This is a genomic window from Micromonospora sp. ABR4_055 (genome assembly GCF_056160425.1).
Genome location: NZ_JBSWXD010000055.1, coordinates 1 through 14,538, shown reverse-complemented (window position 1 = coordinate 14,538; position 14,538 = coordinate 1). Strand labels below are relative to the sequence as shown.

Here is a 14,538-nt window from a genome sequence, read left to right as displayed (position 1 = left end):
GAGGTGTGGACAACACGCGCCGGGAGCCCAGAAGCGCTGATGTTCCGTGGCCGAGGGCAACGGCGACGGACGCACCCGTCCCTCGACGACGTAGCTGAGGGCAAAGGCCAGCAGTAGCACGCCGGCCACCCGGCGAAAAGCAGGCCCACGCCCTCAGCTACGCCCATCGCGGCGTCGCGCGGTCACCGCAACGACGCTCGCTGTCGCATGCGCAGCGCCCACTGGAAAGCGTCAGCCCGGCCGAGCACCCACAAACACCGACGCCAATCAAGGCGAAACAGCGCGCCCAACGGGCATAGAATAGATATTCAGTGACGACTACCCTTGCAGTCGCGATTCACATCTGCGACGATGAATGTATATATGGCTTTCGGGAGACCGGGGACGCTGCTCGTTCTGTGGCCGAGGGCAACGGCCGCGGAGACTTTCGTCCTTCATACCCGCAGCTGGGGCGACAGCCGGCGAGATGTCCATTCACATTCTGGCAGCAATGCGCTCAGCTCAGGTCCAGCTGCGCTGTTCGCCGCCCGTTCTCCTGATTAGGGTGGCAGAGAGGAAGCCCGATGAGGCTTGCCCACCACAAGAGAACTCGACTGTCCGGACTCCGACGTAGCGCGCTGGCCGCGACCGCGCTCGTCGTGGCTTCCACCGCGACAGTCGCCGTCGCCACTCAAGCCAGCGCCGCAGCCGGTTGCCGGGTCAACTACAACATCACCAGCCAGTGGTCCGGCGGCTTCGGCGCGACCATCGACATCACCAACCTCGGCGACCCGATCTCCGGCTGGACACTCCAGTTCACCTTCCCCGCAGGCCAGACAATCACTCAGCTCTGGAACGGCTCGGTCAGCCAGTCCGGCAGCAACGTGACCGTCAGAAACGCCTCGTACAACGGCAACATTCCCACCAACGGCACCGTCAGCCCAGGGTTCAACGGAGCCTGGACCAACAACAACCCGAAACCCACCTCGTTCACCCTGAACGGCACCGTCTGCACCGGCTCCACCACCCCCACCACCGCACCACCCACCACCGCACCACCCACCACCGCACCACCCACCACCGCACCACCCACCACCGCACCACCCACCACCGCACCACCCACTCAGACGGTCTTCGCCATCAACGCTGGCGGCAGCGCCTTCACCAGCTCGGACGGCACCGCCTTCGCTGCCGACACCGGCTTCTCCGGCGGCTCCACCTACACCGTCAGCGACTCCATCAACGGCACTACCGACGACGCTCTCTTCCAGAGCGAACGCTACGGCAACCTCAGCTACTCAGCCGCAGTGCCGAACGGCTACTACACCGTCACCCTCTACTTCGCCGAGGTCTACCACACCGCAGCCGGCCTCCGGAGCTTCGACGTCCTCATGGAGGACACCGAACAGGTCAGCGACCTCGACATCTTCGCCCGAGTCGGCGCGGACACCGCCTATACCACCCAGAGCTCCGTGGCAGTCGGCGACGGCACCATCAACATCCAATTCGTATCCAACGTCGAGAACGCAAAGGTCAACGCCATCAAAGTCGCCCGCGCCAGCAACCCCGGCGACCCAGTGGCCGCCTTCACCATCACCCCGACCAACCCCAAACCGGGCGACACCATCACCGTCGACGCCACCGCATCCTTTGACCTCGACGGCACTATCACTGCCTACCGCACCGACTACGGCAACGGCACCGTCAAGACCGGCGCAGTCACCACCCACCAGTACTCCGCCGCGGGCACCTACACCGTCACCGTCACCGTCACCGACAACGACGGCCGCACCAACTCCCTCGCCAAGTCGGTATCGGTACGAGCCGCGTCCTCGAAGCCGCGGGTCATCAACACGACCGACCTGGGGGCTGACCCGGACGACCTGCAGTCGCTCGTTCGTATGCTGGTGATGGCCAACGAGGTGGACCTGGAAGGCATCATCGGCAGCACCAGTTGCTGGCGGCCGACGCAGAGCTCCTCCAACATGAACAACCTGCTCAATCCCCGACTGAACGCGTACGGCCAGGTACTGTCCAACCTGCAACGGCACGCCGACGGATACCCGAGCCTGTCGTACCTGCAGTCCATCTCGAAGCTGGGTCAGACCGGCTACGGCATGGACGCGGTCGGTTCGGGTAGGGACACCCCCGGCTCGGAGCTGATCATCGCTGCGGTGGACCGGGACGATCCCCGGCCGGTTTGGGTCAACTTCTGGGGTGGCGGCAACACTTTGGCGCAAGCGGTCTGGAAGGTACAGAACACTCGCAGCCAGGCAGAGGTCAACCGGTTCATCAGCAAGCTCCGGGTGTACGACATCCTCGGTCAGGACGATGCTGGCGCGTGGCTGACGAAAAACTACCCGAACCTCGTCTACATCCGCGCAAAGAACCTGGTGTACAGCTGGCAGCCGTCGGACGGTTGGTTGGACTCCAACGTCCAGAACCACGGTCCGCTGGGGGCGCAGTACCCGGACAGGCAGTGGGCGACCGAGGGTGACACCCCGGCGTTCCTGCACCAGATCGCGAACGGGCTGACCGATCCGGACCACGTGGACTGGGGCGGCTTCGGCGGTCGGTTCGGCCCAGCCGAAAGGTCCGCTGTACGTGGTATGTCCTGCAGCGGTCGGCTCGACCACGAGCCGTCGTTCGACCCCTACTACATGTACACCGACGCGTCGGAGGGTGGCAGCTCGATCAACCGGTGGAGCACCGCCATTCACAACGACTTCGCGGCCCGGATGGACTGGAGCATCACCAGCAGCTACTCCGGCGCCAACCACCATCCGATCGCCGTGCTCAACGGTGACACCACCAAGGATGTCCTGGAGATGCCCGCCTCCGCTGGCTCCAGTGTGAACCTCAGCGCAGCCGGCTCCAGCGACCCGGACGGCAACTCGCTGGCGTACACGTGGTCGTACTACGACGAGCCCAGCTCGTACAACGGCAGCGTGTCGATCAGCAACAGCTCTGGCACCTCGGCCACGGTGCAGATCCCGTCGAACGCTGGCGGGCAGAGCATCCACATCATCCTGCAGGTACGTGACAACGGGTCGCCCAACCTGTACTCCTTCCGGCGGATGGTGATCAACGTCCGGTAGGTCGGGTCAGCCGCCGGCCGTGGGGACGGAGCGGCGACCAAGGGGCGCCTCCCAGGCAGGACATTGTTGGACTGCCCGGGAGGCGCCCTGCTTCCTGTGGTCCGACCGGCCAGCACCCCCGCCGCCCATTGATCTGTTTCGTTAGATTGTTCGAAACTTATCGCCGCGACATCCGCGAACTTCGATTGATGTCGCAGCCGTCACCTAGCCGGAAGGGAGAGCCCTGGTGATCATCAGCTCGGGCCGCTCGAAGATCCGTTCGGCGGTCGTCATGCTCTCCACAGCAGCCCTCGCGGTCGCTGGAGCCATGACAGTACTGGCGGGAACCCGCGCCGCCGACGCCGCCGACGGTGCCCTCGCCTTCGCCTCGAATGTCGAGGATGAGGGCGCCGACTGCCTCGTACCCAATCCAGGTTCCTTCAGCCCAGCTCCCGACTTCCAGATCCGGTCCTAAAAATCGACGGTTCGCGGATCACCACCAAGGCCGAGTGGGTATGCCGGCGGGCCGAGATCCGGGAACAGGCCGAACGGTACGTCTACGGTGACAAGCCAGCGAAGCCGGCCACCGTCACCGGCACCATGACCAGTTCCAACATCACGGTGAACGTCTCGCACAACGGCCGCAGCTCCAGCTTCTCGGCCAGCGTCCAACTGCCCAGCGGATCCGGACCCCACCCGGCCGTCATCGTCTACGGCGGTTTCGGCGCGGACACCGCCACCATCCGGTCCGCCGGTGCCGCCGTGATCAGCTTCGACCCGTTCTCCGTCGGCCAGGAAGGCACCGGACGCAGCAACAAGCAGGGTGCCTTCTACAGCATCTACGGCTCGTCCAGCAGCACCGGGCTGCTGATGGCCTGGGCGTGGGGCGTCAGCCGGATCATTGACGTCATCGGATTCCTTCCGTGGATACTCCGGCGTTGCGGCCGGGAGGAAACGGAACTCCTGCGGAGCAGGGCAGGGAAAGCCGATCCGCCGCCGGGGCGGATCGGCGTCCAGGCGCGATCGGATGCGGCAGGCCGTAGTCCGTACCCTCGGGTAGACCGTGCATGTCGACGTGCAGAGGCGATGACCACGAGCCAGCGACGAATCCAACGAAGTACGTGAAATTGGATTCGCCAGCCGGAAGGCAGACACGCTGCTCATAGTCGGACAGATGCCAGGTCGCCTGCGAGGTACCGGCGGCAGGTGCCGCCGATCCCGTGCCGACGGCCGCCGACGCGGTCGATGGACTTATCGCCAAGGTCAGCGCCAAGCCGGTTGCCACTGCGAGCGCCACCTTGACTGAGCGGGTCAATCTCACGATGAGCCTCCTTCGGTGATGCGACCTCGGACGACCTCCAACCCCAGAACCCGGTACACACCCGGTTCGCCGCCCCTCGTGCACGGAGCATCACGTGGATACTCCTCGAACACCACGCACCTCTTGGGTATCCCCTACAACCACACCAGCATCGATGTTGCCGAATCTGTCCACTCGTGCTGAATTGACTCACATCGCCGCAGCGTGGGGGCAACCGCGCTGAGAACGGCCAGCCGGGAGCATCGCAGCGTCGGCAGCGCGGCACCTGGCAGACACCCGTGCCGCACCGCCCGACAGGCTGTCCGTCAGCAACATCCACTCTGGTCTGCCAAGGCATCGGATTCGGCGACGAGGTGAGAAGTAGCCATGGTTCCCCGGGAGAGATTCGCCAGGTGGTACCGAAACCGCTTCGCCTGGGTGGCGGTGATCCTGCTGGCGAGTTCGTTCAGCGTGGTCGTACTGGCCGACTCGGCCGACCCCGACCTGGCACCGGCGGATCTGCGCGGACAGATCATGACCCGGATGCGCGCCACGCTTGAACAGGCGGACCCGGGGCAGCACAACCACGCCGATCACATCGTGCAGGCGGCCGACGGCGACGGACGGGCACCGGCGGTGATCTGCGGGGTCCACGTCTACGGCCACGAGCCGACCGACGTCGACACACTCGCCGACGTACGGACCGTCTACGGCTTCCACCTCTGCGGGGTCGCCGGACCCGACCGCCCCTGGGACGTCGCTCCGAAGCTCGCCGGTCCGGTGATCATGGACCTGTCCACCGAGCCACCCGGTATCCAGGTGGTCGAGGCCACCGCCGAGGTCATGTTCGTCGACCGGCTGCGGCAGATGTTCCCACCGAAGTACGCGGAGCTGGCGATGAAGGAGGCTCTGGCCGAGCCGGAGATGGCCGATCTGCGCCGCCGGTACGACGCCGCAGCCGGACTCTGACCACACCGAACGGAGCGCTGGCGGCGCCGACGGACGTACCGTGGGGGTTGGGGACAAAGGCCCGGCCACCACAGGTGTTCCGCCTCAGGCGGCGGGACCCGCCAACGCGGGAAGCTGATCTCGTCACAGCGAGATACGAGTCGCGGAGGCGACGATGACCACCACCCAGCACACCAGCCACCGGTCGATCGAACGGCCCCTCGAGCGCGCCGAACTCCCCGGCGCGATGCTGACCACCACCGCCGCCCGGGCCATGGCCGTGCTGCGGATCTCCACCGGGTTCGTCTTCCTCTGGGCGTTCCTCGACAAGACCTTCGGCTTCGGCTTCGCCACCCCGGCCGAGCGGGCCTGGGTCAACGGCGGCTCGCCGACCAAGGGCTTCCTCTCCTCGGTCGAGGTCGGCCCGCTGCAGTCGTTCTTCCACTCGATCGCCGGCACCTGGTGGGCCGACACCCTGTTCATGACCGGCCTCGGCGCCATCGGCATCGCGCTGATCGCCGGTATCGGGCTGCGGGTCGCCGCCGCGTCCGGTGCCCTCATGATGGTGTTCATGTGGCTCGCCGAGTTCCCGCTCGACCGCGTCACCGCCAGCGGGGAACCCGCCCACGCCACCAACCCGCTGGTCGACTACCACATCGTCTACGCGGTCGTCTTGGTCGCCCTCGCCGCCGCCTACGCCGGCCACACCTGGGGTCTCGGCCGACTCTGGGCGAAGCTGCCCTTCGTGCAGCGCAACCGCTGGATGATCTGACCTTCCCCTCCCCCGATCGGTGTGTGGGGGGATGGCCCCCCCGCCTGGCCCCCCCCCCCCCCCCCCCCCCCCCCCCCCCCCCCCACCCCCCCCCCCCCCCCCCCCCCCCCCCCCCCCCCCCCCACCGGCGTCTGACGTGCCGCCGACCCTGTCAGGCCAGCAGACTCTCGCCGATCCAGCCGCCGGGCCCGCAGCCGGGCGGAATCGCGAACACCGCCGACCCGATCGGGGTCACCCACTCGTTGAGCAGGTCGTGGTCGGCAAGCCGCTGCTGGATCGGCAGGAACTGGGCGGTGACGTCCGCCTGGTACGCGGCGAAGATCAACCCGCTGTCCGGCGTACCGTCGGGGCCCGGCACCCCGTCGTAGTTGTACGGCCGCCGCAGGATCTTGTACCGGTCGTCGGTGATGTGCGCCCGGGTGACGTGCGAGAAGTCCGGCATGATCGGCAGCCCGACTTCGTTGACCGCGGAGAAGTCCGGTTCGTCGGTCTCCTCCTCACCGGTCAGCGGTGCCCCGCTGTCCAGCCGCCGCCCGATCACCAGCTCCTTGTCGACCCGGCCCAGCTTGTCCCAGGTTTCCATCTCGGTGCGGATCCGGCGCACCACACAGGTGGTGCTGTCGCGCAGCCAGTCCGGACCGTCAGCGGCCCAGACCGCCGTGTCGAACGCGGGCGTGTCAGGGGTCGGGTTCGCCGTACCGTCGATCTGGCCCATGATGTTGCGCTGGGTGTGCGCCTCATGTTCGACCCCCCGCCCCCGGCGGAAGCCCTGCTGCACCCAACGCACCCGGGCGAACGGCCGGGCATCCTTGATCAGCATCCGTTGCGCGTGGGCCACCGTGAGCGGATCGTCGGCGCAGATCTGCAGCAGTAGGTCACCGCCGGACCAGCCGGGTTCCAGCCGGTCGATCGCAAACGCCGGCAGGTCGGCCACCGAATCCGGCCGGCGGTCCGGCACCCCGGCCACCGCGTACAGCCCGGGGCCGAACCCGAACGTCACAGTCAACCGGGCCGGCAGCACCGCCAATTCCGGCTCGGTGTCGGCCAACGGCGCCACGCCCTGGGTCAGCCGGGCCGCATCGTCGGTGAGCAGCCGCAACAGCCGGCCCAGTGCCGGCCGGCCCGTTCCCGTGTTCAAGGTGAACGCGACGAACGAGGCGTACGCCTGTGGCGCGGTCGCCACCCCGGCCTGCCGCGCCCCGTGGAACGGCACCGTCTCCGTACCGAAATCGACCGGTAGCGGCTCGGCGGCGGCCGGGCCGGGGTCGGCCGGTTGCCGGTTGCCGGTTGCTGCCGCGGCGACCGCCGCACCGCTGGCCAACGCTCCGCCGAGCGCGGCGGCGCCGCCGGTGAACAGCAGGCGGCGGTTCACCGCCGGCCGGGCAACGTGTTCCTCAGCAGGCATGCGCTCAGCCGTTGTCCATGTCCATGTCCATGTCCATGTCCATTTCCGAGTCCGGGTCGTAGCTCTCCTCGGCCCCGGCGAAGGGCTTCGCCACCGCGCTGAACTCGTACGTCCCGCCGTCGGCGAACGTCATCGTGAAGGTGATCTCGTCACCGGGCTGAACCGCTTCGGCGATGTCCATCAGCATGATGTGGTCGCCGCCGGGTTCGAGGGTGTGGCTGCCGCCGGCCGGTACGGTGATCCCACCGCCCTTCTCCCGCATCACCATCGCGCCGTCCTGCATCGCCATCTCGTGCAGCTCGATCGGGGAGATCGCGGTCTCGACCGCAGTGACGGTGATGTCGGCGTCGGTGTCGTTGACCAGCACCCCGAAGGCGGCCGTCATGCCCTCGTCGGCGGCTTTCACCCACGGATCCTCGATGACGAGCCCGGCGGTCTGGGTCACCGCCGGGCTGTCCGACGGCGTCGGCTCGGCGGTTGTCGACGCCCCGTCGCCACTGCAGCCGGCGAAGGCGAGCACGACACCGGCGAAGCCGGACAGCGCCGCGAGCCGCCGTGCCCGCTTCCGTACCGAACCAGCCTGGACCGCTGTTGACATGCGCGTTCTCCTCACGAGTGGTATCCGAGTAGTCGGGCCGTGATCCACACCGGTTCCGGAAGTGACCTAGGTCACCCGTCGGCGACGCGCGGCGAAGAACGCCGCCACGGCCGCCCCGACGATCACGAGCGCCACCCCGCCGACCAGGTACGGCCACCGCCCGACGCCACCCGACGGCTCCTCCGGCTGCGCCTGCCCGGGTTCCGCTGCCGCGCTCCCGGTCGCGGCGGCGCTCGCCGTCGCCGCACCGGACGCGGCGGTCAGCGGCGCGTTCACCGCGAACCGGAACGACCCCTGCACCGGGTGGCCGTCCGCCGACACCACCCGGTACGCCACCGTGTAGACGCCGTCCGGCAACGGCTGCACCGGCCGCGCCACAGCCCGCTGCTGATCCACCACCGGGCCCTCCACCGGCACCTGCGCACCACCGGCGTCGCTGACCACGATGGTGGTGAACTCGCCGTTGAGCCGCTCGGTGAACACCAGCTCGATTTCTTCCGGCGCCTGCGTCACCCGGGTGTTCTGCCCGGGCTGCGAACTCACCAGCGCGTTGTGCGCCACAGCCTGCGACGCCGGCAGCAGGACGGCAGCAACGGCGGCGGTGACGGACACTGCCGCGCGCAGGCCCAGCGTGGCGAAGGCGACGCCACGGCGACCACGTACGGACATCTCGGCTGTTGTCGGCACGGATGACACCTCCCTCGGTCAGGGCTTCTGGACCCGGCCCGGAATCGATTGAACATTACTCACGTCGCGACGCTCGCCGCTGGTCGGACAGCTTGCCAGCCCGCACAATGACCTGATGCGCCTGATGTCGTTGCTGCCGTCGGCGACGGAGATCGTCTACGCGCTCGGGCTGGACGACGATCTCGTCGGGGTGACCTTCGAGTGCGACGAGCCGCCGACCGCCCGCCGGGACAAAGCCATCGTGGTCGGTGGCCGCGACACCCGGGGCATGACCCCGGCGGAGATCGACAGCTACGTCAAGGGCCGGATGGCTGCCGGGGACGACCTGTACACGCTGCACGCTGACGCGCTGGCCGGCCTGGCACCGGATCTGATCCTCACCCAGGACCTGTGCCGGGTGTGCGCGCTGCCGTCCGGCCAGGTGTCCAACGCCCTCGACTACCTCGGCTGCCGCGCCGACGTGCTGTCGCTCGACCCGTACACCCTCGACGAGGTGCTCGACACCTTCGTCGCGGTGGGTGAACGTACCGGCGTACCGGATCGGGCCGGCGTGCTGGTCGCCGGCCTGCGCCGCCGGCTCGCGGCGGTGGCCGCCGCAGTCGCCGGCGCCGCCGCGCCCCGGGTGGCGGTGGTGGAGTGGGTCGACCCGCCGTTCACCGCCGGCCACTGGGTGCCCGACCTGGTGTCGGCCGCCGGAGGCAACCCGGTTGCCGCCCGTCCCGGTGCCCGCTCGACGCAGACCACCTGGGACGCCTTCGCCGCCGCCGACCCGGACGTGGTGCTGGTGGCACCGTGTGGCTTCCATCTCGACGGCGCCGCCCAGCAGGCCCGAGTGGTGACGGACCGGATGCCGGGCGTACCGGTGTGGGCGCTCGACGGGGACTCCCTCGTCGTCCGGCCCGGACCGCGGCTGATCGACGGGGTCGAAACCATCGCCGCCGTGCTGCACCCCGACCGGGTGCCGGCCGCGCCGGCCGGCGCGGCCGCCCGCGTCGCCTGATCACGGCCGCCCGCGTCGCCTGATCGGGGATCCAGTGTCGGGCCCACCGGCCGAGCACGCAGGGCTGGGATCGTCGTTGGCTGGGTATGAGTGCCAGTAGCGCAGATTTCAGCCGACCCGAGGAGAACTCGTGACCGACCAGCGACAACGCCCACCGACCACCACCGACGCCGGGGTGCCGGTCGCCAGCGACGAACACTCGCTCACCGTCGGCCCGAACGGCCCGCTGCTGCTGCAGGACCACTACCTGATCGAGCAGATGGCGAACTTCAACCGGGAGCGGATCCCGGAGCGGCAGCCGCACGCCAAGGGCGGCGGCGCGTTCGGCGTGTTCCAGGTGACCGGCGACGTCAGCGCGTACACCCGGGCGGCGGTCTTCCAGCCCGGCACCGAGACCGAGGCGATCGTCCGGTTCTCCACCGTCGCCGGGGAACGGGGCAGCCCGGACACCTGGCGTGACCCGCGCGGCTTCGCCGTGAAGCTGTACACCAGCGACGGCAACCTCGACATCGTCGGCAACAACACGCCAATCTTCTTCATCAAGGACCCGATGAAGTTCCAGCATTTCATCCGGTCGCAGAAACGCCGGGCCGACAACAACCTGCGCGACCACGACATGCAGTGGGACTTCTGGACCCTGTCGCCGGAATCCGCGCACCAGGTCACCTGGTTGATGGGCGACCGGGGCATTCCGCGTACCTGGCGGCACATGAACGGGTACGGCAGCCACACGTACATGTGGATCAACGCGCGGGGCGAGAAGTTCTGGATCAAATACCACTTCAAGACCGACCAGGGCATCGAGTTCTTCACCCAGGACGAGGCGGACCAGATGGCGTCGGCCGACACCGACTACCACCAGCGGGACCTGTTCGAGCACATCGCCGCCGGACAGTTCCCGTCCTGGACGCTGTACGTGCAGGTGATGCCGTTCGAGCAGGCCAGGACGTACCGGTTCAACCCGTTCGACCTGACCAAGGTATGGCCGCACGGCGACTACCCGCTGCACGAGGTGGGCCGGCTGACCCTGAACCGCAACGTCACCGACTACCACACCGAGATGGAGCAGGCGGCGTTCGAGCCGAACAACGTGGTGCCCGGCACCGGGCTGTCCCCGGACAAGATGCTGCTGGCCCGCGGGTTCAGCTACGCCGACGCGCACCGCGCCCGGCTCGGCGTCAACTACCGGCAGATCCCGGTCAACTCGCCGAAGGTGCCGACACACAGCTACTCCAAGGACGGCGCGATGCGCGTACACAACGTCACCGACCCGGTGTATGCGCCGAACTCGTACGGTGGACCGCAGGCGCAGCCGGATCTCACCGACGACGGCGGCATCTGGTACGCCGACGGCGAGATGGTCCGGGCGGCATACTCGTCGCACGCCGAGGACGACGACTGGGGGCAGGCCGGCACCATGGTCCGCCAGGTGTTGGACGACGCGGCCCGCGACCGGCTGGTCGACAACATCGTCGGGCACCTGCTCAACGGGGTGAGCGAACCGGTGCTGCAGCGTGCCTTCGAGTACTGGCGCAACGTCGACAAGAACATCGGCGACCGGGTGGCCGCCGGAGTCCGGGCCAAGCAGGATGAGAAGGACCCGAAGGCGGCCAAGCAGGCCAATCCCGCCCGGTCCAGCATGCAGGCCAAGGCCTGACCCATGGCGGTACGTCCCGGTCGGGGTACCTCGACCCGACGCTTTGGATCATCGGCGGTCCCGCGACTGGACGCGGTGCAGGCGGACGGCGAGCCACAGCCCGCTGACGGCGAACATCACCGCGCTGGCCAGCAGCCAGCGAGTCAGGTACGGCTGCTGGGTCAGGCCGGTCGCGGCGGTGAACGTGCCGCCGCCGAGCCGCAGAATGCCGGGCAGGTAGACGATGAACAGCAGCGCCGACCCGAGCGCCGGCACCCGGACATGGTTCACCACGGACAGCCGCGCCGGGCGGCTACCGTTCCCGGTGGCCGCCTGGGTCGCGGTGAGCAGCGCCCGGTCGGCGGCCGCGTAGACCGGGAACATGACCAGGTCGTGCACGATCACTGCGGCCACGAACCAGATCAGCATCCGTACGGCGGTCGCCTCGCCGGCCAGCCGCAGCGCCACCCAGCCGGCGACCGCGAAGCAACCCACCAGCAACAGCGGGTGCCACCACGGCGCCCCGTAGCCGGCCCGGAGCCGCCCGGCCACCAGCTGCCTGCTCCGGTCACCCATTGCCGTCACCGTCGCCGCTGAAGTCGATGGTCGCCACCCATTTGGTGCAGTGCACGCCGGGCAGCGCCGGCACGATGATCCGGGCCGGAAAGCCGTGGTCGAGGGAGAGGTCGACGCCGTTGACCCGCAGCGCCAGCAGCGAGTCCGGGTCCAGCACCTGGTTGGCCTGCAGGGTCGCCTTGTTGAACAGGCCGCCGCGCTGGATCGAGGTGACCCGGGCCGACGCCGGCTCGGGCACCCCGGCCTCGGCGGCCAGGTCGCGCAGCCGTACCCCGGTCCAGGTCTGCAGGGTCGACCAGCCCTCCACACACGCGATCGGCAGCCGGGCGGTGTGCGAAGGCATGCCGAGCAGCTGTTCCCGGCTCAGGCTCACCACCCGGCCGTCGTCGCCGAGCAGTTCCAGGCGCCAGCCGTCGCCGGTGTCGGCCGGCCGGATCCCGGCCGCCGCGGCGGTGCGGTTGACCGGGAAGCCGTTCGGTCCGTCACCGGCCGGTCGACCACGGGGCAGCAGCAGGGCCAGCCGCCGCCACGGGCCGTCCAGGCTCTGCCCGACGGTGAGCACGGCCAGCAGTAGCGATCCGCCGCCGACCAGGGCGAGCGCTCCCCGGCGGCTGATCGTCGCCGGGGCGGGCCGCAGGGCGACCAGGCCGTCCGGGTCGGGCGGCTCGGGCCGGGTGTCGGCCCGCGAGGTACGCAGTTCGGCACGCAGCGGCCGGGACCGCAACGCGGTGACCATCCGGGGCAGCTTGAGTACGACGTGAACGACGAACGCGGCGGTGAACACCCACGCCCCGAAGTAGTGCGCGGTGTAGAAGTCGAACCCGAACAGGTACGCGTACTGCACGTTGAGCACACCGGTGACGGTCTGGAACAGGATCCCGCCGACCAGCAGCAGCAGGGAGATCCGCTCCAGTGCCTGCGCCGCAGACCGCACCGGCGGCCAGGCGAACAGTTTCGGAATCACCGACCACAGTTTGGCCAGGATCACCGGGATCAGCGCGATCCCCAACGCCACGTGCAGGCCCTGGCTGACCCGGAACAGCCAGGACGGGCGGGTCGGCCAGTCGAAGTACGGCAGCCGCAGCCAGCCGACGTCGCGCGGGAACGCCTGCCCGAACTGCGGTCCGTAGGCGATGTAGTCGAGCAGCCCGGTGATCATCACCACCGGCAGGCCGATCAGCAGGACGAGGCCGAGGACCGAGGTCAGCCAGGGGCCGCGCAGCGGGCTGCGCCAGCGGCGGGCAACGTCGGACGGGCCGGCGGAGGTAGGACCGGCGGAGGCGGGGCCGGAGCCCGGGTCCGGAACCGGATCGGTGGTGGCGGCCATGTACCGGGACGCTAGTTCGCGACGACCCGGTCAGGGCCCGGTTCGACGATTACGGAATTCTGACGACTGGCCGGAACCGGACCGGCGACCCACCGACCGGCCATACCGTGAGCGGATGCGGATACTGCTCACCGGCGCGGCCGGGTTCATCGGATCGCACGTCGCCGACCTGCTGGTCGACGAGGGACACGAGGTGGTCGCGCTGGACGCGCTGCTGCCGCAGGCACACGGCGACAAGCCACCCGACTGGGTCCGCCGGCACGACCTGGTACGCGGCGACGTCCGCGACGGCGAACTGTTGGACCGGCTGTTGCCCGGCGTCGACGTGGTCTGTCACCAGGCGGCGATGGTCGGCCACGGCCTCGACCCGTCGGACGCGCCGGCCTACGCCGGGCACAACGACTACGGCACCGCGGTACTGCTGGCCGCGATGCACCGGGCCGGCGTGACCCGACTGGTGCTGGCCAGCTCGATGGTGGTGTACGGCGAGGGCCGCTACACCTGCGCCGCCCACGGCGTCGTCCGGCCGGCGCCGCGCCGCCCCGACGACCTGGCCGCCGGCCGGTACGACCCGCGCTGCCCGCAGTGCGCCGGTGAACTCCGCTGGACGCGGGTGCCGGAGAACGCGCCGCTGGAACCGCGCAGCACGTACGCGGCGAGCAAACTCGCACAGGAGCATCTGGCGGCGGCGTGGGCGCGGCAGACCGGCGGCGGTGGCTGGGCGCTGCGCTACCACAACGTCTACGGCCCCCGGATGCCACGCGACACCCCGTACGCGGGAGTGGCGTCGCTGTTCCGGTCGGCGTTGGCCGACGGACGGGCACCGCAGGTGCTCGAGGACGGCCGGCAGCAGCGGGACTTCGTGCACGTCACCGACGTCGCCTGGGCGAACCTGCTGGCCATGGTCGCCGACCAGCCGGCCGGCATGGTGCCGGTGAACGTCTGCTCGGGTGAGCCGCACCCGGTCGGTGAGCTTGCCCGGCAACTGGCGGCGGCGATGGGCGGGCCGGAGCCGGCGATCGTCGGCGGTGCCCGGCCGGCGGACGTACGGCACGTGGTGGCCGACCCGGGCCGGGCGGCGCGACTGCTCGGCTTCACCGCCCGGGTCGGTTTCGCCGACGGGGTGACCGCGTTCGCCACCGACCCGCTGCGGGAGCCGGCCGCGCTGCAGGGTGAACCGGCAGCCCTGCCGGTGCCGGCCTGAGACCCGGGCCGGCGCTGCCAGCGCCGGCC

The 14,538-nt window shown here is 69.5% G+C and carries 13 protein-coding genes and 1 pseudogene; 8 read left to right on the top strand and 6 right to left on the bottom strand.

Translation table 11 applies throughout. The features are described 5' to 3' along the window. The first annotated feature begins 563 nt into the window (after positions 1 to 563). From ACXAHD_RS14895 to ACXAHD_RS14885, 3 genes and pseudogenes are all read left to right on the top strand, one after another. Entirely contained in the window at positions 564 to 3,077 is a 2,514-nt protein-coding gene (locus ACXAHD_RS14895; protein ID WP_475051179.1) for a nucleoside hydrolase-like domain-containing protein, read from the top strand. 226 nt (positions 3,078 to 3,303) lie between these two features. Continuing rightward, on the top strand, positions 3,304 to 3,531 hold the full coding sequence (locus ACXAHD_RS14890; protein ID WP_281551398.1) for a hypothetical protein: 228 nt from the start codon (positions 3,304 to 3,306) through the stop codon (positions 3,529 to 3,531). A gap of 125 nt (positions 3,532 to 3,656) precedes the next feature. Next, a pseudogene (locus ACXAHD_RS14885) lies at positions 3,657 to 3,911 on the top strand (glucuronyl esterase domain-containing protein); the annotation flags it as partial. 52 nt (positions 3,912 to 3,963) lie between these two features. Here ACXAHD_RS14885 and ACXAHD_RS14880 read toward each other — a convergent pair. Next, positions 3,964 to 4,341 carry a DUF5980 family protein gene (locus tag ACXAHD_RS14880; protein ID WP_475051200.1) on the bottom strand — a complete coding sequence of 126 codons (378 nt, stop codon included), beginning with the start codon at positions 4,339 to 4,341 and terminating at the stop codon, positions 3,964 to 3,966. Between the two features lie 402 nt (positions 4,342 to 4,743). Between ACXAHD_RS14880 and ACXAHD_RS14875 the strand changes: the two genes are divergently transcribed. Together ACXAHD_RS14875 and ACXAHD_RS14870 are read left to right on the top strand one after the other, a co-directional pair. Beyond that, positions 4,744 to 5,325 (top strand): hypothetical protein, encoded by a 582-nt coding sequence (locus tag ACXAHD_RS14875; RefSeq protein WP_281551400.1) that lies wholly within the window; start codon positions 4,744 to 4,746, stop codon positions 5,323 to 5,325. Positions 5,326 to 5,479: 154 nt separating this feature from the next. Further along, positions 5,480 to 6,076 carry a DoxX family membrane protein gene (locus ACXAHD_RS14870; RefSeq protein ID WP_289211214.1) on the top strand — a complete coding sequence of 199 codons (597 nt, stop codon included), beginning with the start codon at positions 5,480 to 5,482 and terminating at the stop codon, positions 6,074 to 6,076. 151 nt (positions 6,077 to 6,227) lie between these two features. Here ACXAHD_RS14870 and ACXAHD_RS14865 read toward each other — a convergent pair whose 3' ends face one another. From ACXAHD_RS14865 to ACXAHD_RS14855, 3 genes are all read right to left on the bottom strand, one after another. Next, positions 6,228 to 7,481, bottom strand: coding sequence for a Dyp-type peroxidase (locus ACXAHD_RS14865; RefSeq protein ID WP_289211215.1), 1,254 nt, complete (start codon positions 7,479 to 7,481; stop codon positions 6,228 to 6,230). A 4-nt stretch (positions 7,482 to 7,485) separates the two neighbouring features. After that, positions 7,486 to 8,079 (bottom strand): copper chaperone PCu(A)C, encoded by a 594-nt coding sequence (locus ACXAHD_RS14860; RefSeq protein ID WP_475051176.1) that lies wholly within the window; start codon positions 8,077 to 8,079, stop codon positions 7,486 to 7,488. A 66-nt stretch (positions 8,080 to 8,145) separates the two neighbouring features. Further along, complete coding sequence (locus ACXAHD_RS14855; RefSeq protein ID WP_475051174.1) at positions 8,146 to 8,766, bottom strand: copper resistance CopC family protein; 621 nt, start codon at positions 8,764 to 8,766, stop codon at positions 8,146 to 8,148. Positions 8,767 to 8,881: 115 nt separating this feature from the next. On the opposite strand from ACXAHD_RS14855, the gene ACXAHD_RS14850 reads away from it, so the two are divergent. Next, entirely contained in the window at positions 8,882 to 9,766 is an 885-nt protein-coding gene (locus tag ACXAHD_RS14850; RefSeq protein WP_281551405.1) for an ABC transporter substrate-binding protein, read from the top strand. 130 nt (positions 9,767 to 9,896) lie between these two features. Continuing rightward, a complete protein-coding gene (locus ACXAHD_RS14845) occupies positions 9,897 to 11,423 on the top strand; it encodes a catalase (RefSeq protein WP_475051170.1) in 1,527 nt (508 codons plus the stop codon). Between the two features lie 48 nt (positions 11,424 to 11,471). On the opposite strand, the gene ACXAHD_RS14840 is transcribed toward ACXAHD_RS14845, so the two are convergent. After that, entirely contained in the window at positions 11,472 to 11,978 is a 507-nt protein-coding gene (locus tag ACXAHD_RS14840) for a hypothetical protein (RefSeq protein WP_281551407.1), read from the bottom strand. Then, positions 11,971 to 13,305, bottom strand: coding sequence for a molybdopterin-dependent oxidoreductase (locus tag ACXAHD_RS14835; protein ID WP_281551408.1), 1,335 nt, complete (start codon positions 13,303 to 13,305; stop codon positions 11,971 to 11,973). The genes ACXAHD_RS14840 and ACXAHD_RS14835 overlap by 8 nt, the downstream gene beginning before the upstream one ends. Before the next feature lie 115 nt (positions 13,306 to 13,420). Between ACXAHD_RS14835 and ACXAHD_RS14830 the strand changes: the two genes are divergently transcribed. Further along, positions 13,421 to 14,509, top strand: coding sequence for an NAD-dependent epimerase/dehydratase family protein (locus ACXAHD_RS14830; RefSeq protein ID WP_281551409.1), 1,089 nt, complete (start codon positions 13,421 to 13,423; stop codon positions 14,507 to 14,509). Positions 14,510 to 14,538: the final 29 nt, after the last annotated feature.

Coding starts and splice junctions, on each gene's coding strand:
- ACXAHD_RS14860 (WP_475051176.1), bottom strand. CDS start 8,079: ATGTCAACAGCGGTCCAGGCTGGTTCGGTACGGAAGCGGGCACGGCGG.
- ACXAHD_RS14865 (WP_289211215.1), bottom strand. CDS start 7,481: ATGCCTGCTGAGGAACACGTTGCCCGGCCGGCGGTGAACCGCCGCCTG.
- ACXAHD_RS14840 (WP_281551407.1), bottom strand. CDS start 11,978: ATGGGTGACCGGAGCAGGCAGCTGGTGGCCGGGCGGCTCCGGGCCGGC.
- ACXAHD_RS14835 (WP_281551408.1), bottom strand. CDS start 13,305: ATGGCCGCCACCACCGATCCGGTTCCGGACCCGGGCTCCGGCCCCGCC.
- ACXAHD_RS14875 (WP_281551400.1), top strand. CDS start 4,744: ATGGTTCCCCGGGAGAGATTCGCCAGGTGGTACCGAAACCGCTTCGCC.
- ACXAHD_RS14870 (WP_289211214.1), top strand. CDS start 5,480: ATGACCACCACCCAGCACACCAGCCACCGGTCGATCGAACGGCCCCTC.
- ACXAHD_RS14850 (WP_281551405.1), top strand. CDS start 8,882: ATGCGCCTGATGTCGTTGCTGCCGTCGGCGACGGAGATCGTCTACGCG.
- ACXAHD_RS14895 (WP_475051179.1), top strand. CDS start 564: ATGAGGCTTGCCCACCACAAGAGAACTCGACTGTCCGGACTCCGACGT.
- ACXAHD_RS14830 (WP_281551409.1), top strand. CDS start 13,421: ATGCGGATACTGCTCACCGGCGCGGCCGGGTTCATCGGATCGCACGTC.